The 25,349-nt window shown below is 71.4% G+C and carries 25 protein-coding genes and 1 other RNA gene; 5 read left to right on the forward strand and 21 right to left on the reverse strand.

Annotated elements, in window-relative coordinates; translation table 11 throughout:
- Positions 1–36: 36 nt before the first annotated feature.
- From QSK39_RS09540 to QSK39_RS09570, 7 genes are all read right to left on the reverse strand, one after another.
- Positions 37–1,707, reverse strand: coding sequence for an ABC transporter substrate-binding protein (locus tag QSK39_RS09540; RefSeq protein WP_285477247.1), 1,671 nt, complete (start codon positions 1,705–1,707; stop codon positions 37–39).
- 247 nt (positions 1,708–1,954) lie between these two features.
- Positions 1,955–2,572, reverse strand: coding sequence for a uridine kinase family protein (locus tag QSK39_RS09545; protein ID WP_285477248.1), 618 nt, complete (start codon positions 2,570–2,572; stop codon positions 1,955–1,957).
- A 4-nt stretch (positions 2,573–2,576) separates the two neighbouring features.
- On the reverse strand, positions 2,577–3,011 hold the full coding sequence (locus QSK39_RS09550) for a DUF2304 domain-containing protein (protein WP_285477249.1): 435 nt from the start codon (positions 3,009–3,011) through the stop codon (positions 2,577–2,579).
- A 12-nt stretch (positions 3,012–3,023) separates the two neighbouring features.
- Positions 3,024–3,725: a glycosyltransferase family 2 protein gene (locus QSK39_RS09555; protein ID WP_465286280.1), complete on the reverse strand. Its 702-nt coding sequence runs from the start codon at positions 3,723–3,725 to the stop codon at positions 3,024–3,026.
- A gap of 62 nt (positions 3,726–3,787) precedes the next feature.
- Positions 3,788–5,764, reverse strand: coding sequence for a DUF6541 family protein (locus tag QSK39_RS09560; RefSeq protein WP_285477251.1), 1,977 nt, complete (start codon positions 5,762–5,764; stop codon positions 3,788–3,790).
- Between the two features lie 64 nt (positions 5,765–5,828).
- Positions 5,829–7,133, reverse strand: coding sequence for a polysaccharide biosynthesis protein (locus QSK39_RS09565; protein WP_285477252.1), 1,305 nt, complete (start codon positions 7,131–7,133; stop codon positions 5,829–5,831).
- An 8-nt stretch (positions 7,134–7,141) separates the two neighbouring features.
- Positions 7,142–8,164 carry a glycosyltransferase family 2 protein gene (locus QSK39_RS09570; RefSeq protein WP_285477253.1) on the reverse strand — a complete coding sequence of 341 codons (1,023 nt, stop codon included), beginning with the start codon at positions 8,162–8,164 and terminating at the stop codon, positions 7,142–7,144.
- Positions 8,165–8,248: 84 nt separating this feature from the next.
- Between QSK39_RS09570 and QSK39_RS09575 the strand changes: the two genes are divergently transcribed.
- A complete protein-coding gene (locus QSK39_RS09575) occupies positions 8,249–9,346 on the forward strand; it encodes a UDP-N-acetylglucosamine 2-epimerase (protein ID WP_285477254.1) in 1,098 nt (365 codons plus the stop codon).
- Between the two features lie 58 nt (positions 9,347–9,404).
- Entirely contained in the window at positions 9,405–9,923 is a 519-nt protein-coding gene (locus QSK39_RS09580) for a glucosaminidase domain-containing protein (RefSeq protein WP_285477255.1), read from the forward strand.
- Here QSK39_RS09580 and QSK39_RS09585 read toward each other — a convergent pair.
- From QSK39_RS09585 to QSK39_RS09595, 3 genes are read right to left on the reverse strand one after another with little or no spacing between them, the layout of a single operon-like run.
- A complete protein-coding gene (locus tag QSK39_RS09585; RefSeq protein WP_285477256.1) occupies positions 9,880–10,377 on the reverse strand; it encodes a hypothetical protein in 498 nt (165 codons plus the stop codon). The genes QSK39_RS09580 and QSK39_RS09585 overlap by 44 nt on opposite strands.
- Positions 10,367–10,963, reverse strand: a complete 597-nt coding sequence (recR, locus tag QSK39_RS09590) for a recombination mediator RecR (protein ID WP_285477257.1) — start codon at positions 10,961–10,963, stop codon at positions 10,367–10,369. Before recR ends, QSK39_RS09585 begins: the two co-directional genes overlap by 11 nt.
- 5 nt (positions 10,964–10,968) lie before the next feature.
- Complete coding sequence (locus QSK39_RS09595) at positions 10,969–11,328, reverse strand: YbaB/EbfC family nucleoid-associated protein (RefSeq protein WP_155549341.1); 360 nt, start codon at positions 11,326–11,328, stop codon at positions 10,969–10,971.
- A gap of 78 nt (positions 11,329–11,406) precedes the next feature.
- On the opposite strand from QSK39_RS09595, the gene QSK39_RS09600 reads away from it, so the two are divergent.
- A complete protein-coding gene (locus tag QSK39_RS09600; protein WP_285477258.1) occupies positions 11,407–12,258 on the forward strand; it encodes an N-acetylmuramoyl-L-alanine amidase in 852 nt (283 codons plus the stop codon).
- Here the strand turns inward: QSK39_RS09600 and QSK39_RS09605 are convergent.
- Entirely contained in the window at positions 12,243–12,596 is a 354-nt protein-coding gene (locus QSK39_RS09605; protein WP_285477259.1) for a winged helix-turn-helix transcriptional regulator, read from the reverse strand. The two genes, QSK39_RS09600 and QSK39_RS09605, sit on opposite strands and share 16 nt — an antisense overlap.
- A gap of 49 nt (positions 12,597–12,645) precedes the next feature.
- Here QSK39_RS09605 and QSK39_RS09610 point away from each other — a divergent pair, with 49 nt between their 5' ends.
- Positions 12,646–13,077 (forward strand): TIGR03618 family F420-dependent PPOX class oxidoreductase, encoded by a 432-nt coding sequence (locus QSK39_RS09610; RefSeq protein ID WP_285477260.1) that lies wholly within the window; start codon positions 12,646–12,648, stop codon positions 13,075–13,077.
- A 127-nt stretch (positions 13,078–13,204) separates the two neighbouring features.
- On the opposite strand, the gene QSK39_RS09615 is transcribed toward QSK39_RS09610, so the two are convergent.
- Together QSK39_RS09615 and QSK39_RS09620 are read right to left on the reverse strand one after the other, a co-directional pair.
- A complete protein-coding gene (locus QSK39_RS09615; protein ID WP_285477261.1) occupies positions 13,205–15,388 on the reverse strand; it encodes a DNA polymerase III subunit gamma and tau in 2,184 nt (727 codons plus the stop codon).
- 97 nt (positions 15,389–15,485) lie between these two features.
- Positions 15,486–17,039, reverse strand: coding sequence for an ALF repeat-containing protein (locus QSK39_RS09620; protein ID WP_285477262.1), 1,554 nt, complete (start codon positions 17,037–17,039; stop codon positions 15,486–15,488).
- A 54-nt stretch (positions 17,040–17,093) separates the two neighbouring features.
- Between QSK39_RS09620 and QSK39_RS09625 the strand changes: the two genes are divergently transcribed.
- The gene (locus QSK39_RS09625) at positions 17,094–17,969 is read left to right on the forward strand and encodes a spermidine synthase (protein WP_285477263.1); all 876 of its coding nucleotides are present in this window, start codon (positions 17,094–17,096) and stop codon (positions 17,967–17,969) included.
- Positions 17,970–18,095: 126 nt separating this feature from the next.
- Here QSK39_RS09625 and ffs read toward each other — a convergent pair.
- From ffs to QSK39_RS09665, 8 genes are all read right to left on the reverse strand, one after another.
- An RNA gene (ffs, locus tag QSK39_RS09630) (signal recognition particle sRNA small type) lies at positions 18,096–18,190 on the reverse strand.
- A gap of 43 nt (positions 18,191–18,233) precedes the next feature.
- Positions 18,234–18,833 (reverse strand): GTP-binding protein, encoded by a 600-nt coding sequence (locus QSK39_RS09635; RefSeq protein WP_285477264.1) that lies wholly within the window; start codon positions 18,831–18,833, stop codon positions 18,234–18,236.
- The gene (locus QSK39_RS09640) at positions 18,811–19,158 is read right to left on the reverse strand and encodes a DUF742 domain-containing protein (protein ID WP_285477265.1); all 348 of its coding nucleotides are present in this window, start codon (positions 19,156–19,158) and stop codon (positions 18,811–18,813) included. Before QSK39_RS09640 ends, QSK39_RS09635 begins: the two co-directional genes overlap by 23 nt.
- A complete protein-coding gene (locus tag QSK39_RS09645; RefSeq protein WP_284747416.1) occupies positions 19,158–19,592 on the reverse strand; it encodes a roadblock/LC7 domain-containing protein in 435 nt (144 codons plus the stop codon). The genes QSK39_RS09640 and QSK39_RS09645 overlap by 1 nt, the downstream gene beginning before the upstream one ends.
- Positions 19,589–22,294, reverse strand: a complete 2,706-nt coding sequence (locus tag QSK39_RS09650) for a sensor histidine kinase (RefSeq protein WP_285477266.1) — start codon at positions 22,292–22,294, stop codon at positions 19,589–19,591. The genes QSK39_RS09645 and QSK39_RS09650 overlap by 4 nt, the downstream gene beginning before the upstream one ends.
- 25 nt (positions 22,295–22,319) lie before the next feature.
- Complete coding sequence (locus QSK39_RS09655; RefSeq protein WP_285477267.1) at positions 22,320–23,108, reverse strand: ABC transporter ATP-binding protein; 789 nt, start codon at positions 23,106–23,108, stop codon at positions 22,320–22,322.
- Complete coding sequence (locus tag QSK39_RS09660) at positions 23,105–23,824, reverse strand: ABC transporter permease (RefSeq protein WP_285477268.1); 720 nt, start codon at positions 23,822–23,824, stop codon at positions 23,105–23,107. Before QSK39_RS09660 ends, QSK39_RS09655 begins: the two co-directional genes overlap by 4 nt.
- 213 nt (positions 23,825–24,037) lie before the next feature.
- Complete coding sequence (locus QSK39_RS09665) at positions 24,038–25,045, reverse strand: ABC transporter substrate-binding protein (RefSeq protein ID WP_285477269.1); 1,008 nt, start codon at positions 25,043–25,045, stop codon at positions 24,038–24,040.
- Positions 25,046–25,349 lie beyond the last annotated feature (304 nt).

Genomic DNA, 25,349 nt, shown 5'->3' on the forward strand with positions numbered 1-25,349 from the left:
TAGCACCCACCCCCTGCCTTTGGCTGAATTCCGAAATCAGCTCACGGTCACGGTGTTGAAACGCTCGTCGGTGAGCGGGCTCGCCACCAGACCCTTGACCTTCGGGCCGACCACGATCGCCGGGGTCGGGTACGCGATCGGGACCGCCGGGAGGAAGTCCATGATCTTCTTGTTGACTTCCTGGTACGCCTTGGCGTGAGCGTCACCGGCGGGCGAAGCGTCCGCCGCGCTCAGCGCCGCGAAGAGCTCCGGGTTGTTGAACCCGAACTCCTTCTTCTCGCGGCCGAAGAACGTGCCGACGAAGTTGCCGGCGTCGTTGTAGTCACCGGTCCAGCCGAGCAGGTGGAGGTCCTGCTTGCCGGCCTTCTGCACGTCGTCCTTGTAGCCACCGTTCCACGGCTCGGCGTGGGCCTCGATCGTGACGCCGATCTTCTTGAGGTCCTCGGAGATCGCCGTGAAGGTGTCCGCCGGGTTCGGCATGTACGGCCGGCTGACCTCGGTCGGATAGTAGAACTTCAGCGTCAGGTTCTCGGCACCGGCCTGCTTCAGCAGGTCCTTCGCCTTGTTCACGTCGTACGGGTACTTCGTGACGTCGTCGGTGTAGCCCGAGATGACCTTCGGGACGAACTCGGTCGCGACCTCGGAACCCTCGGCCAGCTTCGACTTCACGAACTGCTCGCGGTTGATGCCGTAGGCCAGCGCCTGGCGGACGCGCACGTCCTTGAGCTTCGGGTTGTTGGCCTGGTTGATGCCCAGGTACAGCACGTTGAACGACGGGCGGATGAGCACCTGCTCGCCGTCGTTGCGCAGCAGGCCGTAGTCCGCCGGGCTCGGGTAGTCGTAGCCGTTGATGTCGCCGGCCTTGAGCGCCTGCTTACGGGCGTTCTCGTCCGGGATCACCTTGAAGATCAGCTTGTCGAGCTTCGCGGGCGACGGGCTGGTGTCGTTGCGCACCAGGGTGATCTCACCCTTGGCCTGGTCCCAGCTCTCGAACTTGAACGGACCGGTACCGGTCGGGAACTTGTTCGCGTACTCGCTGTAGGTGAACGAGTCGCCGCTCTGGGTGACCTGGTCCGCGTTGTGCGCCTTGAGCGCGGTCGGGCTCTCGATGGAGAACGACGGCAGCGTGAACGCCGACGGGAACGCACCCTTGGCCTTGTTGAGGTTGAGGACCGCGGTCGTCGGGTCCTTCGCCTCGCAGCTCTTGTAGACCGGGTCGCCGCTCGCGTCGCCCTCGTTCTTGGCGAAGCCCTCGAAGACGTCGCCGTAGTAGATCATCTGGCTCTGGGCGGCGGCGCCCTTCATGTTGTACCAGCGGTCGAAGTTGAAGCAGACCGCCGTGGCGTCCATCGGGGTGCCGTCGGAGAACTTCACGCCGGACTTGAGGGTGAACGTCCAGGTCTTGCCCTCGTTGCTCGACTCCCACTTCTCGGCGAGAGAGGGCTCGAGGTCGGCGGTGCCCGGCTTGTTCTGGATCAGCGTGTCGTAGATCTGCCGCGTGATCCGGAAGGTCTCGCCCTCGTCGTTGAACGCGGGGTCGAACATCTTCGGGTTACCGGCCGCACCGAAGATCATCGTGCCTCCGGTACCACCCCCGGCGCCCTCTTCACGCTTGGATTCCGCACAGGCGGACAGCGAAACCGCGAGCGCGCCGGCGAGCCCGATCAGGGCCACGCGGCGTGTTCGGGTCAGCCGCAATTGCTGCATCTGGCACCCCTTGGGAGATGTTCGGGTTCAAAGTCACCGTCCGGTCGGTCAGGAACTCGACGGACGGTCGGTGTGCCCGCCGACACTAGCGGGAACTCGCCCCAGGCTTAAGTACGTGAGGTTACGATCGCGCTACGTGGGCGTCGATTTGACCGCAATGTGTCCATAAATCACGACAGACTGTGACCATTTGTGGCCGACCACTCCACCCGGTGGCGGATCCCTAACTCAGATGGCGGTACCAACGTTAGCCCGGTCGTGTTGACCCGAGAGACTTCCCTTGATCGATCCGGAGTGGCCCGCTCACGCACGGTGACGGCTCGGTTTCCGACGAAAGTCGGGTACCGGCGGCCTCGGCGGTGCCGTCCACGGCGAACCAGCCGCGCTCGAACCGTTGCCAGCGGCCCAGTTCGGCCCGGGCGGCCTCGCCGTCGCGCGCGACGGCCCGGCTCAGCCGGTCCTCTTCGGAGCCGCCGGAGAGCCAGCAGAGGTGCGAAAGCAGGGGTCTTGCCGAACTGCGGCCGCACGAGACGCCCTCCAGCACCAGGACTTCCGGCACGGGCACCCGGACGAGCTCACCCGGCCGGGGTGCCCCACTTGTCCAGTCCATCCGCCGGTAAGCGCCTTCGACGCCGTTCGCGAGGGGGTTCAGGACGCCCTCGACCAGCCGGGGCCACCACGAAACCGGGTCGTCCCACGTCGCGAAGGCGTCGGTGCGCACCAGCTCGGTCCGGCACCCGCGCGCCCGCAGCCCGGCGACGACCCGATCGGCCAGTGTGGACTTCCCGGCGCCCGACGGGCCGTCGACGGCCAGGACGCGCACCCCGCCGAGCCGCGCGGGCGCGGCGAGCAGGGCGTCGATCACCCGGTCACTTGCTGACGCGCTCGACCTCGGGCAGCCCTTTGACGTTGTCAGGCGCGGTGGTGCGCGCCTCCAGCTCGGTGATCCGGGCGGCCAGCTCGCGCTTGGCGTCCTCGAGCTCGCAGCGCAGCAGCGCGGTCTCCTCGACCGACGTGCGCACCTCTTCCTCCAGGTGCCCGACCTCGGTCGACAGGTGCAGCGACACCAGCGCCAGCACGACGCCGGCGAGGAGGAAGACGAAGTTCGACGGCGTCTGCACGCCGGTGTGCTTGGCGAGGAAATCGGCCGCCTGCGGCAGCACCGCGAGGACGACGACGCCGACCGCGACCACGAGCCACACGCCCGCGTACTTCTCCCGCAGCTTCCGCCGCCGCATCATCTCGAGGACGACGAACAGCACGACACAGGCGACAACGAGGCTGAGGATCCGCCAACCCTGCATTTCTGCTTCCCCTTACGCCGAGTCGGAGGAGTCGACCGCGGGCCGGCGGCGCACCAGCGCCAGCAGCAGCGCGAGCCCGGCCCGGCTCAGGTAGACGGCCGACTTGACGGGTGAGTGGCTGGGCGTGCCGCCCGCGCGCTCCCGCATGACGACCGGGATCTCCTTGATGGTCAGCTTGGCCCGGATGGCCATCACCAGCGATTCCACGGTGTCACCGAGGTACTCCGCCGGGTAGTAGCCGGCGAACAGCCGGATCGCGCGTGGTCCCATCGCCTTGAACCCCGACGTGACGTCGGTGAGCTTGGTCTTCGCCAGCCGCGAGAACACGAGCGAGAGCGCGACCATCGCGTACTTGCGCGGCCCGCTTGCCTTGTACGAGCCCTTGCCGGCGAACCGGGAGCCGATCACGATGTCGGCGTCGTCCAGGCCGCGCAGCAGCGCGTCGAGCTCGTCGGGGTCGTGCTGGCCGTCCGCGTCCACCTGCACGACCACGTCGTACCCGCGGGCGGCGGCGTAGCGGAAGCCGGTGCGCATCGCGCCGCCGACGCCCAGGTTCACCGCGAGCCGGGCCACCTCGGCCCCGGCCGCGCGGGCGAGCTTGGCGGTGTCGTCCACCGAACCGTCGTCGACGACCAGCAGGTCGCCGCCCGGCAGGGCGCGTTTCACCTGCTCGATGACCGAAGCGACGCTCGCGGACTCGTTCAGCGCGGGCATCACGATGAGCACGCGGCGGCTGGTCACGGAGGTGCTGGACACGCGATCACTCTAGCCTTTCACTACCGGTTACCGGCCCCGGACCCTGGAGCCGCACCAGCTGCGACAACGCCCTGCTGGCCTTCGATCTCGTAGACGGACGCGCCGGGGTTCTGGAACACGACCTTGAAACCGGACGTGGTGTCGAGGTGGCTCAGGCCGGGCCCGCTGTTCGTCGACAACGTGACCTTGCCCTTGCCGACGAAGACGTACCGCACCTTGAGGTCGGTGAGCAGTTCCCGCACGCGCGGGAACCGGTCGATGTCGTCGAGGTAGGTGCTGAGGTAGCCGGCCGGGGTGTCGAGCTCGGCGCCGTAGAAGGTCCATTCGACCGGCTGGACGCCGTCGAGCGCGTACATCCACACCGAGCCGTCGGCCTTGCCGTTCATCACCCGCTCGCCCGGCTGGACGTGCGCGGCGAGCCAGTCGAACGCCTCGCGCTCGTCGTTGCTGACCGTCGGGCCGCCGCTGTAGTTGAGCTGCAGGCGGGCGGCGTTGCGGCCGATGTACCCGCCGCGGCTCAGGCCGCCCACGACGACCACGAGCAGCACGACGCCGACCGTGGTGAGCGTCGCCGGGGAGACGTTCGGCAGCCGGGTGCCCGCCTTGCGCGCGAACCAGCGGGCCGCGGTCTCGGTGAACTCGCCGAACGCGACCGCCCCGGCCAGCGGGACCAGCGCGCCGATCCGCCAGTGGTCGTTGTAGAAGATGCCGGTCAGGGTGTGGATGAGCGGCGTCTCCAGCGACACGGTGGCGGCGAACAGCCCGCCGAACACGACGTAGGCGGCGACCATCCACAGCATCCGCCGGTGCTTCACCAGCAGGAAGATGCCGATCAGGGCGGGCACCCCGATCCACCACTGCGGGAAGGCCGCCATCGGCGAGAACGTGAGCGTCTCGCCGAGGCCGCCGGTGACGGTGGCTTCGGAGCTCCAGAACGCGCTGGTCACGCCGCCGGCGTTGTACAGCGACGGCAACGCCAGCGGCAGCCCGCAGACGACGGCGAGCGCGACCGTGGCCCCGAGCGAGGCCGCCGACCGGCGCCAGTCGATCCGCTCGGCCTTGAACAGCACGGCGAGCAGGATCAGCAGGAAGTACACGACGACGACGAACGCGACGCTGGTGTGCAGGCCGATCAGGCCGGCGACGCCGACACCGATCGCGACCGGGCCCGAGATCCCGCGCGGCTCCAGCAGCCGGCGGGCGAGCGCGAGCATCGCGGGGATCAGCGCGACGCCGGCGACGTACGGCCAGAGCGGGCCGCGCCACAGCGAGTCGTACGGGAAGTTGGTGAACGAGGCCGACACCGCCGCGGCCGCGGCGACCGCGAGCGCCGGCATCCGCCACGCGTGGCACATCGCCGCGACGCCGATCGGCACGCACAGGATCACCGTGAGCGCGCCCATGTTCAGCGTCGGCATCATCGCCAGGCCGGCCTTGTCGAAGACCAGCGCGAGCAGGGCGTGGTAGGTGTCCGGGTAGAAGTAGTTCGTCTGGTCCGGCAGGTTCGCGATGGTGCCGACGGTCGACGGCCGGGCGTCGCCGTGCTCGGCGATCCAGCGGACCAGGTTGGCGTGGAACGGCGCGTCCCAGCCCTGCTGGACCTGGTTCAGGCCGCGGGCGCCGCGCAGGAACGTGACGATGCCGACGAGGCTGCCGGCCAGGACACCGGCCCCGATCAGCAGGTGTTCGCGCAGGGACCGGGCGGGGGCCGCCGCGGCGGCGTCCTGCTCCGCCCAGTCGGGGTGGCGCCGGGCGGTGAACCGCTGGACGAGGAACGCGAGCCCGAAGCCGACGGCCGAAAGCACGAGCGTCCAGAGCGCGACGTCGAGCGTCGACCAGCGGATGCCGAGCCCGCCCAGCACCGGCACGCCCAGGCTGACGATGCCGAACGTCAGGATCGGCGCGGCCGCGGCGAGCAGCCAGCCGCGCAGCCGGATCGCGGCCCCGAAGACGAGGCCCGGCAGCCAGAAGGCGAGCACGACCAGAAGTACGTTCATGGTTTTCCGCTGTCCAACCTCACCGGCGATACCCCGCCGATTCCTGTCCCCGGTCCGGCCGGGGTCACCCTACTGGGACGTCCGAAGCGGGCCGCACGTTGCCCGGACGTCGCAAGACGAACATCAACACGACCACGAGCCCCAGCGTGGGCCCCCCGGCCAGCCCGGCGACCGCCTTGAGGATCGGGTCGCCCGGCACGAGCAGCAGCGTCACCGCGGTGGCGGCGGCGACCACGGCCCAGGTGACCAGCACCTTGCTCGCCTCCTTGCGCGCCACCAGCACCGCCGTCATCAGCTGCAGCGCCGTGAGCAGCACCGCACCCCACACCATCCACGCCACCCACCAGCCCTGGGCGACGAAGTCCGAGCCGTAGAGCAGCGACACCAGCCACGGCCCGATCAGCCAGCCGACCAGGGCGCCGACGACGCCGAGGGCGACCGTGCCGAGCGCGCCGAGCGCGAGCAGCCGCCGGAGCCGGTGCGTGCCCTCCTCGGTGCCCGAAAGCCGGACGACCGTCGGCACGGCGAGCGCCTGCAGCGGGGAAAGCAGCAGCAGTGGCACCCGGGACACGGTGAGCGTCGCGAACAGGACGCCGACGTCGGCCACCGAGCCGCCGGGCGCGAGCAGGCTCACCATCGCCGGGTAGCCGGTGATGACGCTCGCGGTCAGCGCGGCCCCGGTCAGCAGGACGAGGATCCGGCCGGTCACCGGCCCCCAGCCCTCGCCGTCGGCGTGCGGGTCGACCAGGCCGGAGACCGGCTTGACGAACAGCAGCCAGGCGAACGAGCCGGTCGCGGCCGCGATCGCGAACGACGTCACGCCGGTGAGCCCGGCCGCGGCGATCCCGAGCAGCACGACCACGCGGACCGCGGCTTCGGCGACGACCAGGCCCGAGTACGGCTTGATCCGCTGCTGGCCGACCAGCAGGCCGCGGGCGGCGAACTGGCAGGCGAACGAGATCGCGCCGCACAGCACGATGACGCCGAGCGCGGTGTTGCCGCCGTAGAGCCGGTCCGAGAGCACCGGCACGGCCATCGTCAGCGCCGCGACCACGGCGACGGTCACCGCGCCGACGGTCAGCGCGCGCAGCGCGGGCCTGCCCGCCCGGCCGCCGTCGAGCGCGGCCACCGCGGACTGGCGGGACAGCTCCTGCTCCAGCGGCGACAGCGCGCTGCCGAGGCCCATCAGGATGCCCCAGAACGAGAGGTAGACCTTGCTGTTCTCCGGCCCGAGCCAGCGGGTGGCGACCAGCGTCAGCACGTAGCCGAGCGCGATCGCGACGAGCAGCGAGATGCCGATCTTCCCGGCCGAGCGCCCGGTTTCCTTCGCCAGGCTGCGCCCGTCCGTCTCGTCGGACTCGTGGGTCACCGGTGAGCTCATCGTCCCCGCCGCCGGCGGGCACGCAGCGCCATGACGAGACCACGGACGGCGCCGGCACCGAAGCCGGCGCCGAAGACCGGGGCCAGCTTCGCGACGGCCTTGGCCTCCGCGTTCGTCGCGCCGAAGCGCGTCACGGCCGCCCCGGCCGCGGCCGACCCGGCGGCCGCGAGCAGCACGGCCGTCTTCGGGCGTTTGGCCGCGAGGCCGAGGCCCAGCAGGCCGACGCCGAACGCGGCGAACAGGCCGTTGCGGGCCGGGCCCGGCGAGCCGAGGTAGGAGTCCACGAACGTCGTCCCGCGGAAGTACGCCTGGGCGGCGAACTTCTTGAAGCTCTCGCGCCCGTGGTAGGTCGCGGAGAACTCCGGGGCCAGGAAGATGCGGTGCCGTTCGGCGATCCACCGCAGGACACCGGTGTCGTCACTGGCGAAGCGGACGTCGTCGAACAGGGAAACGAAAGCGTCCGACGCCGACTCGAGAACCGCGCGCGGTGCGGAAAAGAACCCGGTGCCCTTCGGGAACAGGTCGAACTCTTCGATGCCGAAGGACATCAGGCGCGGATCCGCGCAGTAGCGGCGCCAGGGGATCTTCACCAGCCCGGCCATGAAACCGGCGTACGGGTTGTCTTCGGACGCGACGTTGACGTGGCCGTTCCAGACCGTCCGTTCGGGGTGGTCGACCAGCTGGTCGCGCAGGAACGTCAGCGCGCCGGTGTCCACCACCACCCGGCTGTCCAGCAGCAGGATCTGGTTCCCGGCGGCCTTGGCGATGCCCGCCCGCCGGGCCTCGAAGCGGCCCGAGTTGGCCTGGCTGAGCACGGTGATGCCGTGGCGTTCGCGCAGCTCGTCGAGCCGCGTGGGGGTGGCGTCCGTGCTGCCGTCGTCGACGACGACGACCTCGATCGGCCAGCTGGCCTCCGCGGCGGAGACCATCAGTGCGCCGACACTGCGTTCGATCCAGTCCTGCTCGTTGTAGACCGGGATCACGACGCTGAGCGAGGGGAGGAGCGGGTTCGCACTCACCGGGCCGAGGCTACCCGGCGGCCCCCGCGGCGGGTCGGCCAGTATCCTTGCGCCACCGCACCCGACCAGAAATGGGCCTTCACGGTGATTTCCTTCATTCTCGGCACCACCGCGGAACTGATCAAGATCGCGCCCGTCTACCACGGGATCCGCGAGCGCGGGATGCGGCCGAAGATCTGGTTCACCGCGCAGCACGTCGACGAGGTCGCGGACGTCCTCGCGGACCTGGACATGCCGGCGCCCGACGTCTGGCTGGTGCCGGAGGAGAAGGCCCACAACCTCGAGTCGCCGGCGCAGGTGCCGGGCTGGGCCGCGCAGGTCATGCGCACCGCGTGGAGCCGCCGGCACGAGCTGCGCGCCGCGCTGACCGAGGACGGCCGTCCCCCGCTGGTGCTGGTGCACGGCGACACGTTCACCACGCCGTACGGCTCGCTGATCGGGAAGCGGATCCTCAAGTCCCGCGTCGGGCACGTCGAGGCGGGCGCGCGGTCGGGCAGCATCCTGTCGCCGCTGCCCGAGGAGCTCAACCGCAAGATCGCGGCGAAGATCGTCGACATCCACTTCGCGCCGAGCGCGCGTGAGGTGAACAACCTCCGCAACGCCCGCGGTGTGGTGGTCGACACCGAGGCGAACACGGCGATCGACGCGATGCGCCTGGCCATCAACGGGCCGCTGGACGTGCCGAACCTGCCGGAGAAGTTCGGCCTGGCCACGCTGCACCGCTTCGAGCTGGTCTCGCGCCCGGACAAGTACCGCGAGGTGCTGGAGATCCTGCGCGAGCAGAGCCGCACGATGCCGATCCTGTACATGGCCGGGGCGCCGGAGCGCGAGAAGATCCGCGCGCTGGGCATCGGGAACATCTTCGACGACCAGTTCATCGTCCAGCCGAAGATGCGCTACCTGAAGTTCCTCCCGCTGGTGGCGCGCGCCGAGTACGTCGTCACCGACTCGGGTGGTCTTTCGGCCGAGTGCTACTACCTCGGCCTGCCGTGCGCGGTGCACCGCGAGCGCACGGAGACGCCGCAGCACCTCGGCGAGACGGTCGTGCTGACGGAAATGCGCGGCGACAAGCTGCAGAACTTCCTCGACACGTACCAGAACCGGCGTGGCGAGTCCTGGATGGACAAGTACCACCCGTCCGAGATCGTCGTCGACACGCTGGCGCAGCTCGGCTACTGCTGAGGCGCTCGTTGGAGTGACCCCGGTCGCTGTTCCGTGAGCGATCGGGCAGCGTTCGGCCATGATCCACATCGGACTGGCCGCGCTGCTGGCCGTCTCACCGCTGGCCGACTACCAGTCGGCGTACCTCGCCGCGGCGGGTCCGATCGCCCGCGAGATCCACGCGGCGTACGACATCCCGGCGTCGGTGACGGTGGCGCAGTCGGTCCTGGAGTCGAACTGGGGCCGCAGCAAGCTGTCGACGGCGGAGCTCAATTATTTCGGCTTCAAGTGCGTGACGCCGACGAGCCCGGGGCCGATCGCGGTGCGGTGTGCGCGCTATCCGACCACGGAATGCATTCCGTCGCCGTGCCACCCGGTGGATGCGTTTTTCCGTTCGTACGCCTCGGTTTTCGACTCATTCCGCGATTACGGAAGGCTGTTGGCGACGTCGTCGAACTACGCGGCGGCACTGCCGGTGCGAAACGACCCGGACGCGTTCATCCGGGCGGTGGCGCGCAAGTACGCCACCGACCCGGAGTACGCGAACAAGGTGATCAGGCTGATGGACCTGTACGACCTGCGCCGCTTCGACGCGTGAGCTTCCGGACGGCCGGGACGAAGTTCCGGCCGGTCAGGTCGGCGAACTTCTCGAAGAACTCGACGCCGCCCGCCGTGAGCGCGGACAGCAGCCGTTCCTCACCGGTGACCGCGGTCTCGCGGTACTGCCCACCGGCCACGGTGATCCGGATGAGCCCCGGCGGCACGGGTTCGAGCGTGATGTCCGCGGGCTGGTCGGGGAAGCTCACCTCGGCGCGGCCACTCGCCCGGTAGCCGGCCACGAGGTCGGCAACGGAACCCCACAGCCCCTCGATCTCCGACTCCCAGCTCGGGCCCAGGAGGGCGACCTGGCCGATGGTCAGCTCGATCACGCCGGTCAGGTCGTCGCCGTGCCGGACCCGCGGCAGCTCGGTGCACTCCCGGATGTCGACGTGCCCTCGCTCGAAGGACAGCAGCGTCCGGACCGGCGCGACCGGCAGCCCGTCAAAGGACACGGCGGCCCGAGAGGGCGCGGCCGAGAGTCAGCTCGTCCGCGAACTCCAGGTCACCGCCCATCGGGAGCCCCGACGCCAGCCTCGTCACGCTCAGCCCCGGGAAGTCCCTCAGCATCCGCACCAGGTACGTCGCCGTCGCTTCGCCCTCCGTGTTGGGGTCCGTCGCGATGATGATCTCGCTGATGTCCGCTTCGCCGATGCGCTTGAGCAGCTCGCGCATGCGCAGCTGCTCCGGCCCGATGCCCGACAACGGGTCCAGCGCGCCGCCCAAGACGTGGTAGCGGCCCTTGAACTCGCGCGTGCGCTCGACCGCCAGGACGTCCTTCGGCTCCTCGACCACGCAGATGACCGTGAGGTCGCGGCGCTCGTCGCGGCAGATGCGGCACTTCTGCTGCTCGGAGACGTTGCCGCACACCTCGCAGAACTGCACGCCCTCCTTGACCTTGCCGAGCACGTCCTGCAGCCGCGCGATGTCGGCCGGGTCGGTGGCCAGCAGGTGGAACGCGATCCGCTGGGCGCTCTTCGGCCCGACCCCGGGCAGGCGCCCGAGCTCGTCGATCAGGTCCTGGACGACACCTTCGTACAAGTTCGTCAGCCGCCGAAGCCGAGGGCGCCGAGGTCCGGCATGCCGCCACCGCCGCCGAGACCGCCGGCCAGCGGGCCGAGCTTCTGCTCGGTGAGCTTCTGCGCGCTCGCCGACGCGTCGCGGACCGCCGCCACGATCAGGTCGGACAGCGTTTCGACGTCGTCCGGGTCGACGACCTTCGGGTCGATCTGCAGGCTCTTGAGCTGGCTGTCACCGGAGACGGTCGCGGTGACCAGCCCGCCACCGGCCGTGCCGGTGACCTCGGTGTTGGCGAGCTCCTCTTGGGCCTCGACGAGCTTCTGCTGCATCTGCTGCGCCTGCTGCATCAGCTGGGAAATGTCGAAGCCGCCGCCGGGTTGCACCATGATCGCACTCGGTCCTCTCTGCACGCCTGTGTCGCCACCAGGGTAGTCGCGCCACGGGTGGTGCCGGGTTGTGGCACCGTGGTCGCCGTGCGACGCGCGATTGCCCCCCTGCTGCTGGCCGGTGCCCTGCTGCTCACCGGCTGTGAAGAAGACACCCCGGCAGCACCGGCACCGGCTCCCGTGACGACCCGGACGGTCACGCCGACACCGACGACCGTGACGCCGGATCCGTCTCCATCGTCCACGCCGCCGTCCTCGGCCGCCGCGCCGCCGGTCGCGTCCGGGAAGGTCGTCGTGCTCGACCCCGGCCACAACGGCGGGAACGGCTCGCACCCGGCGGAGATCAACCGGCAGGTCCCGGCCGGGCGCGGCCAGAAGAAGCCGTGCAACACGACCGGCACCGCCACCAACGCCGGCTACCCCGAGCACGCGTTCACCTGGGACGTCGCCCAGCGCGTCGGGAAAGCGCTGGCGGGCAAGGGAATCCGCGTCGTCTACACGCGACCGGACGACACCGGCGTCGGCCCCTGCGTCGACAAGCGGGCCGCGATCGGCAACGACGCGAACGCCGACGCCGTCGTCTCCATCCACGCCGACGGCTCGACCGCGGCCGGCGCGAACGGCTTCCACGTCGCGTACTCGTCGCCGCCGCTGAACGCCGCGCAGGGCGAGCCGTCGACGCGGCTGGCGCAGGTCGTCCGCGACACGATGCGCTCGGGCGGCTTCAGCACGTCGAACTACATCGGCGGCAACGGCCTTTCGGCGCGCGCGGACCTCGGCGGGCTCAACCTTTCGACGCGGCCGTCGGTGCTCGTCGAGTGCGGGAACATGCGCAACGCGACGGAGGCGGCCCGGATGACCAGCGCGGAGGGGCGCCAGCAGTACGCGTCCGCCATCGCGGCGGCGATCGAGGCCTACCTGGCTTCCTGAGCCTCGAGGACGGCCTCGCCGTGGCTCGTCGCCCACTTCGTGAGGACACCGATGGGCTCGACGAGCGTCTGCCCGAGGGTGGTCAGGCAGTACTCGACGCGCGGCGGCGCTTCGGCGTACGCGCGGCGGTCGACGAGGCCGTAGCCCTGGAGCTTGCGCAGCGTCTGCGTGAGGACCTTGCGGGAGATGCCGCCGATGAGGTCGACGAGCTCGCCGTGGCGCCGCGGGCCGCGGCTGAGCGCGAACACCACGACGACGGCCCACTTGTCGGCGATGATCTCGATCGCCAGCCGGGCCGGGCAGTCGGCCAGGAAGACGTCGCCGGGGAAGTCACCCATGGGAACCAAGGTACCGAGCGGTACCCGTCGGGTTCCTAGGCTCGGGAGCATGGAACTTCCCGAAAGCTCTCACCGGCTGTTCGAGCGGCCGTTCAACGCGGTGCTGACGACGATCAACCCGGACGGCTCGCCGCAGACCTCGATGGTCTGGGCCAGCCGCGAGGGCGACGAGATCGTGATGGGCATGGAGGGGCGGCGCCCCAAGGTCCGCAACATCCGCACCGACCCGCGCGTAACGGTGCTGATCGAGGACCACGACGGCCACGACGCGCGCGGGCTGCCGCAGTACCTGCTGGTCCGGGGGACGGCCCGGATCGTGGGCCCGGACATCGCCGACGAGTTCACGGCGCTGATGGACCGGCAGGCTCAGCGGTACCTCGGCGTGCCGAAGTACCTGCTGGGCAACCAGGGTTCGCCGACGGCGGTGATCGTGCGGATCACGGCGGACCGGGTGACGGGCATCGGCCCCTGGGCCTCCTGAAAGCCGTACCCGGAGGGTCGGCTCGCGTACCTGAGCGGTCGGCTCGCGTACCTGGAGGGTCGGTTCGTGAGCCGACCGTCCGGGTACGCGAACCGACTCCCTGGGTACGCGAGCCGACCGTCCGGGTTCAGTCCAGCGGGCGGGCGCCGAGGTGGTCGGAGATCAGCTTGCGGGCCAGCTCGTCCGGGTCCTTGTCCGGCGGGGGCGGAGGAGGCGGCGGGGCCGGGCTGGCGTCCTCGTTGTAGAGGTCCTCGTCGTCCTCGTCGGCGGGTTCCGGGGGCAGCGGGATGTCCGGCTCGGCCGTGGTCACCCGGGGCCGCGCGGGTGCGGCGGGCGCCGGCGCGGGCCGGGCGGGTGCTTCGGCGGGCGCGGCGGCCGGGGCCGCCGACTGCCGGGTGAACGACCGTTCCGGCGCGGGCGCGGCCTGCTGCGCACGCGCGGCGGGCGCGACCGGGGCGTTGCCGTGGATGCAGCGGACCCGCCACTCCCCGCCGACGACGTCCGCCAGCGCGCCGGCGATCTTCTGGGCGTTGTCCTGGTCGGACAGGCGGCGGGCCAGGGGTTCGGACTTGTGGGTGAGGGTGAGGGCGTTCCCCTCGACGGTCGCGACGGTGGCCTGCGTGAGCATCGCTTCGAGGCTCCGGCCGCCGGTGAACTTGCGCAGAGCGGTCATGAGCTGCGGCCAGACGTTCCGGATCGCGGCGGCATCCAGGCTCCCGGACGCGGCGGGCGCTTCGGCAGGGGCAGCCGCCGGCGCCGGGGAGGCCGCCGCCGGGGCGGGCGTGCCGCCACCCGGGGTGCGCGGGGTTCCCCAACCACCATCCGAAGACTGAGCTGCCGGGGCCGCCGGCGGGGCGCTGGTGGTCGAAGCTGCGGCCGCCGGAGCGGGCGTGCCGCCGCCGGGGGTTCGCGGCGTCCCCCAGCCGCTGTCCGCGGGCTTGGCCGCCGGCGCGGGTTCCGCCGCCCGAACGGGTTCGGGCGCAGGCGCGGGTCGTGGGGCGGGCTCGGCTTTCGCCGCTTCGGGCTCCGGAGCCGCGACCGGCGCCGGGCCGGCCGAGGCCGGCCGCTGCGAGGGTCGGGAAAACTCCCGCTCCGGCGCCGCCCGCACCGGGGGCTCCACGCCACCCTCGGCCGGCGCGCCACCGCCTCCCGACAGTGTCGCGCGGCGTTCGAGCCGCTCGAGGCGGGCCAGCAGCGCGTTCTCCGCCTCCGTCACCGACGGCAGCAGCATCCGCGCGCACAACAGCTCCAGCACCAGCCGGGGCGACGTCGCCCCGCGCATCTCCAGGAGTCCATTGTGGACGATGTCCGCGTACCGCGAAAGCGTCGCCAGGCCGATCCGCTCCGCCTGCGCGACCATCCGCGACAGCTCTTCCTCCGGCGCGGACACCAGCCCGCCCGCGGAGTCCGGCACCGCGCGCAGCAGCACCAGGTCACGCAGCCGGTCGAGCAGGTCGGTCGCGAACCGGCGCGGGTCGTGCCCGGCCTCCGTGACCTTCTCGACCGTGCCGAACACCGTCGCGGCGTCCTCGGTCGAGAGCGCGTCCACCATGTCGTCGATCAGCGCGACGTCCGTGACGCCCAGCAGCGCCACCGCGCGCGAATACGAAACGCCGTCCGGGCCCGCGCCGGCGAGCAGCTGGTCGAGCACCGACTGCGTGTCCCGCGCGGAACCACCGCCGGCCCGGATGACCAGCGGGTACACCGCCGGCTCGACCTCGACGCCCTCGGCCGCGACGTTGCCCTCCAGGAGCGTGCGCATCGCGCCCGGCGGGATCAGCCGGAACGGGTAGTGGTGCGTCCGCGAGCGGATGGTGGTCAGCACCTTGTCCGGCTCGGTCGTCGCGAAGATGAAGATGACGTGCTCGGGCGGCTCTTCCACGATCTTCAGCAGGGCGTTGAAGCCCTGCGTGGTGACCATGTGCGCCTCGTCGATGATGAACACGCGGTAGCGCGACTCGGCCGGCGCGTAGAACGCCTTGTCGCGCAGCTCGCGGGCGTCGTCGACGCCACCGTGGCTGGCGGCGTCGAGCTCCGTGACGTCGACACTGCCCGACCCCTCGGGCGCGAGCGCCTTGCACGAGTTGCACTCGCCGCACGGGTCCGGCGTCGGCCCCTTGGCGCAGTTCAGCGAGCGCGCCATGATGCGCGCGCTCGACGTCTTGCCGCAGCCGCGGGGGCCGGAGAAGAGGTAGGCGTGGTTGATCCGCCCGGCGGACAACGCCGTGCGGAGGGGTTCGGTCACATGCTCCTGCCCGACGACCTCGGCGAAGGTTGCCGGACGGTACTTGCGGTACAGCGCGAGAGCCACGCCCCTGAATCTACCGTGACGCGAAGCGTCTCCGTTGAGGGCGGTGGTGGGGGCATGGATGGAGTACCGGGGACGTCCGACAACCTTCGCCGTGCGGTCAGGGCAGCTGCGCGAGGAGCGCGTTCACCTTGGCGACGTGCGCAGCGGTGAAGGCGTCACGCGCCCGCGCCTTGCCCAGTTCGCCGTCCAGGTACGGCTGCAGGCCCGACCGCGGGCCGTCGAGCACCGCCTGCGCGACGGCGTTGACCTCGGGGCCGTCGGACAGCGTCCGGGTCACGTAGATGTCCAGGTCGACCAGGTGCGCCTCGTGCTGACCGTGGGCGAGGAACTCCCGGATGTCCGCGACGCTGCCGTCGAGCGCCTGCTGCGCCCACGACTTCGTCGCCGGGCCACCGGCCGCCATGATCTGGGCGACCTGGACGCGGTCATCGGTGTCGCGGCCCGGGTAGTCGCCCGTGCGCAGCAGCGCGGCGACCCCGGCGTACGGCCCGGCGAGCGCGTCACGCGCCGCCTGCCGCAGGCCGGGACGGGCCGCGGGGTCGGCCGCGATCGCCGCGACGGCCGCGCGGTCGTCGGACTCCTGCGCCACGGCCAGACCGCTGCGCACGAACGTGACGACGTCGTCGTCCGAGCCGCTCAGCGCGGCGCGGGCGGCGTTCTTGACGGCGGCGCCGCCGGTGCGCAGCAGGTAGACCGACGCGCGACGGCCGTTCGGCACGGTCAGCGCCGGGTCGGCCGCGTCGGTGAGCAGCTTGTCGTTGTCCGCCTTGGCCTGCGCCGCGCGGGCCGCCTCGTCCCGGGCCTGCTGCTGCGCGGCGGCCTCGGCACCGGCGGCCACCTGGGCGTCCTGCCGTCCCTTGGCCTGCTGGGCGGCGAGCCGGTCGGTGTTCGCCTGACGCGCGTCCGACGCGATCTTGCGGGCCCGCTCCTCGGCGAGCCGCACGATCAGGGGGTGGTTGGCGGCGGCGCCCGCCTTGGCACCGTCGAGCTGCCCTTGGACCGCGGCGAGCTCGGTGTCCCCGTTCGCGGCGACCTGGCGCCAGAGGGAAAGGAAGTACCGGACGTCGGCCGGGGTGCCGTCGAGCGCGGTCTGCGCGGCGGCCTGGACCTCCGGACCGCCGGCGGCCAGCGCCTGGTCGGTGGTGATCCGGTCGTCGGTGTCGCGCGCTTGCTGCAGGCCGGTTTCGAGGAACGCCCGGACGTCGGCGGGCGTGCCGTCGAGTGCCTTCTGGGCCCGGGCGTTCACGGTCGGGCCACCGGTGCTCATGGCCTGCCCGACGGCGATCCGGTCGTCGGCGACCCGGGCCTGGGCCAGGCCGGTGGCCAGGAACGCGCGGACGTCCGCGATGGTGCCGTCGAGCGCCTGCTGGGCGGCGCGCTTGGTGACCGGGCCGCCGGTCGTCAGGGTCTGGGTGACCAGGACCCGGTCGTCGTCGTCGTCCCGGGCCTGCTGGCGGCCGGTCGCCAGGAATGCCTGCAGGTCGGCCGGTGTGCCGAGCAAGGCCGCTTCGGCGGCTCTGGCGACGCCGGGCCCGCCGGTCTCCAGGTACCCCACGGCCTGGGCCCGGTCGGGCAGGACGTCCGCTGTCGCGGGCGTCGCGAAGACCCCGGCGGCGAGTGCCGCGGCGACGATTACTGCGTTTGCACGCAAGGAAACCCCCTCGATCGATGATCGTTCCGTTCCCTTATCGCCGGGCCGGTCGGAATGTTTCCGATAACCTCGGATTTCGTGAGCCGCACGCGAAAGCCCGGTCCGGTGCCCGGGCGCTACCCGGTCAGGTTCGGGACGGCGGAGCTGCTGCGCGACGCCGACCGCGGCAACGCCTGGCTGGTGTCGGTGGACGGCGTCGCCCAGTCGCACGTCGACCTCGACGACCCGGCCGCCCTGGAGTTCGACTACGTCCGCCGGTTCGGCGACGTCGTGGACGAGCTGCCGCCGGGCCCGCTGGACGCGCTGCACATCGGCGGGGCGGCGTGCACGCTGCCGCGCTACGTCGCGGCGAAGCGCCCGGGGTCGCGGCAGCTGGTGTTCGACGCCGACGGCGAGCTGGTCGAGCTGGTCCGCGCCCAGCTGGGGCTGCGGGTGCCGGGCCTGCGCGTCCGCGTGACGGACGGCCGCGCCGGGCTGGCGACGAGACGCGACGACACGGCGGACCTGGTGGTGGTCGACGCGTTCGAGCGGGCGACCCTGGCCGGCGGCCTGGCCACGCTGGAGGCGACGCGGGCGATCGCGGCGATCCTCCGCCCGGCGGGGACGTACCTGGCCAACATCACGGACGGCGCGGGCCTCCCGTTCGCCCGCCGCTTCCTGGCGACGCTGCGGTCGGTGTTCCCGGAGGTCCTGCTGCTGGCGGACCCGGCGGTGCTGAAGGGCCGCCGTTTCGGCAACCTGGTGTTCGCGGCCTCGGCGGCCGAGCTCCCGACGGCGAAACTGGCGCAGCGAACGGCCTCGGCGGCGTTCCCGGCGAGGTGCGTACACGACGCAGAGCTGCGAAAGCTGGCAGGCCGAGCGACCCCGATCACGGACGAGGACCACCCGCCGTCGCCACAGCCGCCGGAAGACGTGCTGGGCCTGTTCTGAGAAAGTCGCGGCAGACCACCCGACCGGCGCCAGAGGCACCGTGGGGGTCCGGGGGCTCGGCCCCCGGGCAAAAGGACGAAGTGAAGGCCCGGCGAAGGGGCGAAGCCCCGAGAGCCGGAGCCGAAAAGAAGGGGACCCCGCGCACCCGTCAGAGCCTGCTTATCCTTGCTGCCTTCCGGCCCTGGGGAGGTTCACAGGGTGGACGCCGCGCGGGGTCCGTGGATCAGTGTAGCCGCCGAGAAGTCTCGGTGGGCCAGCGGGCCTTCAAGCCCCCGCGCCCGCCTGGGCTCGGGCCTTCTTGAACGTGTTGTGCAACACCGCCAGCAGGGCGTCCCGGACCGAAAGCTTCTGCCGCGCGTCGAACGTGATCAACGGGACGTCCTCGCTCACCGCCAGCGCCCAGCGGATGTCCTCCAGGTTGTGCCCGAGTGTCCCGTCGAACATGTTCACCGCCACCACGAACGGCAGGCCCGCGTTCTCGAAGTAGTCGACCGCCGGGTAGCAGTCGTCCATGCGGCGGGTGTCCACGATCACCAGCGCGCCCAGGGCGCCGTGGACCAGGTCCTGCCACATGAAGCCGAAGCGGTCCTGGCCGGGCGTGCCGAACAGGTACAGCTTCACCTCGTCGTCGATCGTGATGCAGCCGAAGTCCAGGGCCACCGTCGTCGTGGTCTTGGCCGGGACGTGGCCCGTGCGGTCCACGTTGGCCGCCACCGACGTGATCGCCGCCTCGGTGGTCAGCGGCTTGATCTCCGAGATGGACGACACCGCCGTCGTCTTGCCCACGCCGAAGCCGCCCGCGATGACGATCTTGACCGGGGCCGGCGGGCGGGCCGCCGGTTCAGTGAATGGCTTCGAGTCCACGAATGACCCTTTCGATCATGCCGAGGTCGTGCGAGTTGTGGTTCGCCGGCCGCCGGACGACGACGTAGCCCTGCTCGGCGAGGTCGGCCACCAGCACCCGGGCGACGCCGATGTGCAGGCCGAGCAGGGCGGCCACCTCGGCGACCGACACCGTGCTCCGGCAGAGCGAGACGATCTCCTGCCGTTCGAACGTGAGCTTCGGGTGCGACGCCGCCCCGAGCCGGGACGTCATCACCTGCGCCTCGATCTCGAGGCTCTGGTCGACCGGCTGGGCCCGCCCCGAGGTCATCAGGTACGGCCGCAGGAGCGAAGGTTCTTCGGTCATCACGAACCTACGGTGTTCTTGAGCTCCTCGATCAGGCCCGGCGTCAGGACTTCGGTGGCGCGGTTGGCGAACATGGCCATCTCGTAGGCGATCGTGCCCAGGCTGGCCTGCTTGTTGGCCAGGACGCCCAGCGAGCAGCCGATGCTGATGGTGCAGACCAGCAGGTACCCGTGCTGCAGCTCGATGATCACCTTGTCGGGCGAGCCGAGCGGGTGGCTTTCGGAGACGCCGTGGGCGAGGCCGAGCATGGCGGACGAGATCGCGGCCAGGCGGTCGGCGTTGGAGCGCTCGAGCTCCGAGGACACCGCGATCAGCAAGCCGTCGGCCGAGACCGCGATGGCGGCGATCGCGCCCGCGGTGTGTTGCGCGAAGCGGCTCACCAGCCAGTTGAAGTTCTGGGCTTCGACGCTGACGCCGGCTGCGGGGATGCTCATTTCCTGCTCTCTTCTCCTCGTTCCATCACACGACCGGCGACCACGCCTCGCGGCGGGCTGTCTGCCGTCATCTCGTCCGCCTTGGCGAGGCCGGCGGCGAACGAGTCGAACGCCGCCCGCTCGGCCGCCGGGTCCCGCTTGCCGCGGTCCACGGCGGCCCGTGCGGCCGGCCTGCCCGCGGCGGCTTGCTGACGCAGGCCGGGGGCGAGCTGAGCCCCGGGGACCCGGCGGACCAGGCCGTCCCGGGACGGTGGGGCGGCGGGGACACCCGCCGGGGGCGACACGGGTTCCATGACGACGGTCCGCGGCGCGGACACCGGAGCTTCGGCGGCCATCGCCGAGTCCCCGGGCACGCGGACCGGCAACGACGCGCCGTCGCCCGCGGAGCCCGCGGAGACCTCGGCGGCCCGCGCGAAGGCGTCCTGGAACCCGTCCATCGCGGCCTTGGTCGCTTCCGGGTCGTGCCGCGGCTCCGGCGACGCCGGCGCGGTCGTGCCCGGGCTCGGCAGCTGGGCACCGCGGACGCGCCGCTTGAGCCCGCCCCGGCTTTCGGGGGCCCGCTCGGCCGCGACGTCCGGCTCGGCGTCCGGCCACACCGGTTCCAGCTGGTTGAACCAGCGGAAGCCGTTGCGGGAGCCCAGGAGCGCCGGGATCGCCGGCGAGGGCAGCTGGGCGGGCCGCGATTCGTCCGAAGTGGACACCGCGGCGGCGACGGCGACCGCTTCCGCGGGACGCGCCTCGGGCACGGCCTGCGCCGGGATCACCGGCGCCGGCTTCACGCGCACTCCCGCGCGGTGGCTGAACAGCGCCGACGGGATCGTCAGCCGCGCAGTCACGCCACCGGTGGTCGGCGTCGCGAGCAGTTCGACGCCCAGGTCGTGGCGCCGCGCCAGGCGGCCGACCACGAACAGGCCGAGCACGCTGGTCGGCGCCAGCTCGAGCCGTTCGCGCTCGACGAGCCGCTGGTTCTCCTCGGCGAACTTCTGCGCGGTCATGCCGATGCCGTGGTCGACGATGTTCACCAGGCAGGAGCCGTCGGCGAGGAACATCGTGTCCACCTCGACCGTGGAGCCCGGCGGCGAGAACGACGTCGCGTTCTCCAGCAGCTCGGCGAACACGAGCACGAGGTCGGCACCCAGTGCCGAGGACAGCAGGATCTCCGCGACGACACCGAGCTGGACGCGCTGGTAGTCCTCGATCTCGGCGAGCGCGGACCGCAGCGCCGTGGACAGCTCGATCGGGCCGGCGATGCGCGTCTCGTCGCGGGTGCCGGACACCACGAGCAGGTTGTCGGCGTTGCGGCGCAGGCGGGTGGAGAGGTGGTCGAGCCGGTAGAGGCTGGCCAGCAGCCGGGTGTCCTGCTCGTTGCGCTCGACCTCGTCGATCAGCGCGAGCTGGCGGCCGACGAGGTTCTGCGTGCGCTTGGCGACGTTCGCGAACATCAAGCTGGTGTTGCGCCGGGTGAGCGCCTGCCGTTCGACCAGCTCGGCCGCGGTGGTCTGGACCCGGTTGAACGCGGCGGCGAGCTTGCCCAGCTCGTCGCTCGAGACGACGTCGATGGTGGCCAGCCGCGGGACCTGCTCCTCGGCTTCCTCGGTGTCGGTCACGCGGACGAGCTCGGTGCCGGCGAGGTCGGCGACCGACGTCGCCGCGGTGGTCAGCTGCCGCAGCGGCCGGGCGATCGAGCGGGACACCGCGACGGCGAGGAAGGCGACCAGGAGGAACAGCAGGCCCGCGCCGACGCCGACCAGCCACGCCAGCCGCGTGCCGGCGTCGGCCCGGCCGGTCGCCGCGTCGGCGATCTCGCCGGTGACCTTTTCCTGGACCAGCTTCCGTTGTCCCGCTTGGCTTTCCGACGCGGTGAGCACGTCGGTGACGTACCGGGACGTCGCGGCCGGGTCCCGCGGGTTGCCGATCTGGGCGGCGAGCTCGTCGATCCGGCGGCCCGCGTCGCTCTGCTCGACGTTGACGACCAGGGCGGACTGGTCGCGGTCGGTCTCGTCGTCGGCCTGCTGGACGAACCGGTCGGTGAAGATCGGCGCCTGCTGGGTCGCGTCGTCGAGGATCGACCGGCCGGCTTCGGGCGACACCGCCGTCACGATCAACGCCATGCCGCGCAACGAGTTCTCCTCGTTCGCGCGCAGCAGCGCCTCGAGTGCGGTCAGCTCCCGCGTGCCCTCGGCGTCACTGGTGAGCTGCGGGACGAGCCGCAGTGAATCGATTACCGCGCCGATCACGGCGTGGTAGGTGCGGGCGACGCTGTCGAGCGCGACCCCGCGCCGCTCGGCGTTCTGCCGCACCTCGTTCAGCGAGCCGATCCGGGTCAGCGCCGCGGAAAGCTCGTCCGGCGCGTCGGCACCCAGCGACGACCGGACGTTCTCGACCGCCGCGTTCACCGTCTTCTGCTGCTGCAGCATCTGGTCGGCCGGCATCGACGGCGTCGCGACGTACGCGCCGGTGAGCAGCCGCTCGCGCTGCAGCTGCCAGACCAGGCCGCCGAGCTGCTGGGTGTGCCGCGCCACCGTCGCCGACTGCGTCGCGGCCACGGCGCTGTTCGCCTGGGTCAGCACGAACGGCACCGACACCAGGACCACCGCGACCAGCGGGGGCAGGAGCAGCAGGTTCAGCTTGCCGCGAATACCGAGCCGGGCGAGGAATCCCCCGCCGCCGGCCCGGTCCGCGGTCGACCCGCCGTGCCTCATGCCCACACCTTCCCGTCTTCCGTTCTCACCCGTCCGCGGCCACCCGGCCGACGTGGCCGCGGTGCTGCTCCCGGACGAGGTCCTCGATCCGGGCGCGCAGCGCGAGGAACCGCGGCTCGCGCTTCACCGCCAGGTCCCGCTCGGCGGGCAGCGTCACCTCGACGTCGGCGGCGATCCGGCCGGGGTCGGAGGCGAGCACCACCACCCGGCCGCCCAGGAACACCGCTTCCTCGACGTCGTGGGTGACCATCAGCACCGTGGTGCCGGTGTCGGCCCACACCTGGCGGATGAGCACCTGCATGTCCTCTTTGGTCTGGACGTCCAAGGCGCCGAAGGGTTCGTCCAGCAGCAGGACATCCGGTTCGCAGGCGAGCGCCCGCGCGATCGCGACGCGCTGCTTCTGGCCGCCCGAAAGCTGTTTCGGCAGCGACTTGCGCACGCCGTGGAGCCCGGTCTCGGCGAGGTACCAGTCCACGCGCTTGGCGCGCTCGGCCGCGTCGACCGGCAGCAGCTCGAGCCCGAACGCGACGTTCTTCTCGACGGTGCGCCACGGGTACAGCGCGCCGGCCTGGAAGACGAGCCCACGGTCCGGGCCGGGGCCGGTCACCGGGACGCCGTCGAGCACGATCTCGCCCTCGGTCGGCCGGCTGAGCCCGGCCACCAGCGACAGCAGCGTCGACTTGCCCGAGCCGCTCGCACCGACGACGCAGACGAACTCGCCGCGCGACACCTCGAGGTCGACGCCGTCGAGCGCGCGCGTCACCTTGCCCCGCACGGTGTAGTCCTTCGCGACGTTCCGCAGTTCCAGCGTCATGCCGCCCACTTCCCGACCTTCGTGCGCAGCAGGCGCAGCAGGACGTCGATGACCAGCCCGGCGATCCCGATGACCACGAGCACGGCGAAGATCTGGTCCGTCCGCAGGAACCGCTGCGCGCGCACGATCCGGTAGCCGAGGCCCGCCGAGGCGTTGATCAGCTCGGCGACGACCACGAAGTTCCACGCCGCGGCGGCGTTGACGCGGATCGCGTCGATCATGCCCGGCAGCGAGTGCGGCACGATCACCTTGCGCAGCACCTCGCCCCGGCGCGCGCCCAACGTGTACGAGACGTCGATGAGCGACGCCGGCACGCCGCGGACGACGTCGGCGGTCATCAGCGTGTTGAAGAAGACCGTCCCGATGAAGAGCATGGTGATCTTCGACGGCTCGCCGATGCCGAGCCAGATAATCAGCAGCGGGATGAAGGCGCTCGCCGGCAGGTAGCGCAGCATCCCGATCAGCGGCTCGAAGAACGCCTGTCCCGCGGTGAAGCTGCCCATCAGGACGCCGAGCGGCACCGACACCAGCACGGCGAGGCCGAAGCCTTCGAGCACCCGCTGGGTCGTCGCCCAGAGGTCGTCGAAGAGCTCACCGGTGCTCGCCATGTCGACGCCGGCCTTGACCACCGCGACCGGGGACGGCAGGAACGTCGAGTCGACGACCCCGCTGACGCTGAGCACGATCCACGCGAGGAACGGGATCGCGAACGACAAGCACGGCCAGCTTCCAGCGCGCCGCCGCGGAAATCGGCGTGCGCAAGGAAAACAGCGGCGACACGGACTTCGGGGCGGTCCGGCGCGGCAGCGGGGCCCAGGCCGGGCGGCCGGACTCCTGCCGTTCGGCGAGCCGCCGCTCGGCCTCCAGCTCCTCGGCCGCCCGTTCGTCGGCCGGGGAGTCCGCGGCCTTGGTGCGCTGGGTCGGACCGGTCACTGCGGGGTGGCCTTCACGAACTGGTCGTCGAACAACCCGTCGAGCGACGGCCGCTGCTGGGCGAGCCCGGTGTTCACGATGAAGTCGACGATCTTGTTCGCCTGGAAGTCGAGGTGCTGCGCGGTGACCCCGGGCGTGAACGCGTCGAGGTTCTGCTGGCGCGTGAAGATCGTGGTGCCGGCGTCGTAGGACTTGTAGTCCGCGTCGGAGACACCGCCGCGCTTGGCCATGATCCCGACGGCCGCGTCCTTGTTGTTCTTGATCCAGGTGAGCGTCTCGAACCAGGTGTTCACCAGCGCCTGGACGTCCTTCGGGTGGTCCTTGACCAGCTTCTGCGACGTGACGAGGTGGTCCGGGATGGCGCCGGGGAACTCCGCCGACGTCGAGATCGCGCGGCTGCCCGGGCGCTCGAGGGCCTTCGAGGTGAACGGCGCGAACGCGCCCACCGCGTCGACCTGGCCGCCGACGAACGCGGCCGCGGCGGCGTCGGTCGGCAGGTTGACCAGCTCGATGTCCTTTTCGGTCAGCTTCGCTTCCTGCAGCGCGAGCAGCAGCAGGTAGTGGTCGACCGTGCCCTGCTCGACCGCGACCTTCTTGCCCTTGAGGTCGGCGATGGCGTTGATGCCGTCCCGCGCGATGATCTTGTCGTTGCCGGTGGAGTTGTCGTTCACCAGCACGATCGACAGCTTGGCGCCGCCGGAGGCCGAGGAGAGCGTGTCGTTGAGGGTCTGGCTGTTCGCGTCGATGGCCCCGCTGGAGAGCGCGTTGATGCTGTCGGTGTAGTTGTCGAAGTACTTCAGGTCGACGTTCACGCCGTTCTTCGCGAACAGGCCCTGCTCCTGCGCCACCTGCCAGGGGAACCAGCCCGGCCAGGCGCTGAACCCGAGGGTGATCTTGTCGCCGCTGCCGCTCGCGGAACTGTCACTGCAGCCCGAAAGGGCGGTGACCGCGGCGAGGGTCAGCAGGGTCAGGAGCACCGTCAGCCGACGGGGGCGGGAAGTCACAGCGAAACTCCAAAAGGCGGGGGAAGTGGAGTGTTGCGGCGCCGAAAGCGCACAGTCATCGCTGCCCTCTTCCAGACGCACCTGATCGGGTCACGGATGAGAGAACGCGGACAAGGATCACCCACACCCAGTGAGATCCGGTCCCTCAGCGCACCGGATCAGTTACCCCTTGTCCCTCACCCGGCGGAGAGCCTAGCGAGAGGCACAAGATCACCACAATGCCCCGAGGATGCCGCCGAACGAGTGATCCGCGCCTGGGCCAACCAGCGCCATCGACGTTTTCGACGGGGGTCGCCGACCGGCT

The sequence above is a fragment of the Amycolatopsis sp. NBRC 101858 genome (assembly GCF_030269325.1).
GTDB classification, from domain to species: Bacteria; Actinomycetota; Actinomycetes; order Mycobacteriales; family Pseudonocardiaceae; genus Amycolatopsis; species Amycolatopsis ponsaeliensis.